Source organism: Paraburkholderia sp. EG286B (assembly GCF_040965655.1).
Taxonomy (GTDB): Bacteria; Pseudomonadota; Gammaproteobacteria; order Burkholderiales; family Burkholderiaceae; genus Paraburkholderia.
On sequence record NZ_JBFRCF010000125.1, the window covers coordinates 1 to 1110 of the forward strand.

Here is a 1110-nt window from a genome sequence, read left to right on the forward strand (position 1 = left end):
GTTACTCACACGTCAGCAATATAGCTGACAGATTGATGCCTAAAAAATGACCGAACAAGGCACGGATCGCGGCTAATTTGTGAAAGCTGCTCGTGAATTTTTGAGCCCAGCTTTTCACCTTTTTGAAGTGGGCGCCGCGCGACACCGGTGCGCTTGACGTGACTCCACACCAGTTCATCTGGATTCAGGTCCGGTGCGTAACCGGGCAGGAAATGCAAAGTCAACTTGCCCTGCGTATTGGCGGCATAGTCCTTAACGACGGCTTTCTTATGTGCTGGCAATCCGTCGACGATCAGATGAACCGCTCTTTTCCGATTGAACATAAGCTTCTTGAGCAGTTCCACGAACAACTCGCCGCTAAGTGCCCCTTCATACGTTGCAAACCAGAAGGCCCCCTTCGAATTAACAGCGGACGCGGCGCTCATGCTTTGCCGTTCGCCGGGCCGCTCGACCACCGGCGTCTCACCGCGCGGCGCCCACGTCCTGCCATGCACCGAGCCAGCACGGAAGCCCGATTCGTCCCAGAAAAAGATGTCCGCCTTCTGCTCGCGAGCCCGCCTGGCAATGCTCGGATAGGTTTCTCGCTGCCAGCGCTCGATAGCTTCCGGATCACGCTGGTAAGCACGCTGCAACGGCTTTTGCGGCGTCAGGTTCAGACGCGCGAGCATCGCACCGATCGAAGCAAGGCTTAACGTGACGTCGAATTTCTGTCGTACCAGCTCACGAACCAGGTTGCGCGTCCACAACCCGAAATCAAACCCGTACTGCATTGGATTCTTGCCATTAACCCAGCGCATTACCCGCTGCTCCTGCGTCGCAGTAAGCGTACGTGGGCGACCCGTGCCCTTGGTCGATCGCAGCACTCGCACACCATGACCACGGCCTCGCGCCTGCGCCCTGATCTTGTACGCCCATGAGCGATGCATCCCAAACGACGCGGCAACATCATTTGGATGCTCGCCTTCAGCCATACGCTGAACTGCAAGGATACGCATCTCTTCGAGCGTGTTGTGAGCCAGGCTCCGGCCATCTCGTTTCATGGGCGATGCTCTCAATAGCTATCGCCCAAGCATAGACCATCTGTCCGCAAAATTCCTGACTTATGAGTAA

The 1110-nt window shown here is 56.5% G+C and carries 1 protein-coding gene; it reads right to left on the reverse strand.

Annotated features, from left to right (window positions below):
- Nucleotides 1–5: 5 nt before the first annotated feature.
- Nucleotides 6–1040 carry an IS630 family transposase gene (locus AB4Y42_RS44020; RefSeq protein ID WP_368692983.1) on the reverse strand — a complete coding sequence of 345 codons (1035 nt, stop codon included), beginning with the start codon at nucleotides 1038–1040 and terminating at the stop codon, nucleotides 6–8.
- Nucleotides 1041–1110 lie beyond the last annotated feature (70 nt).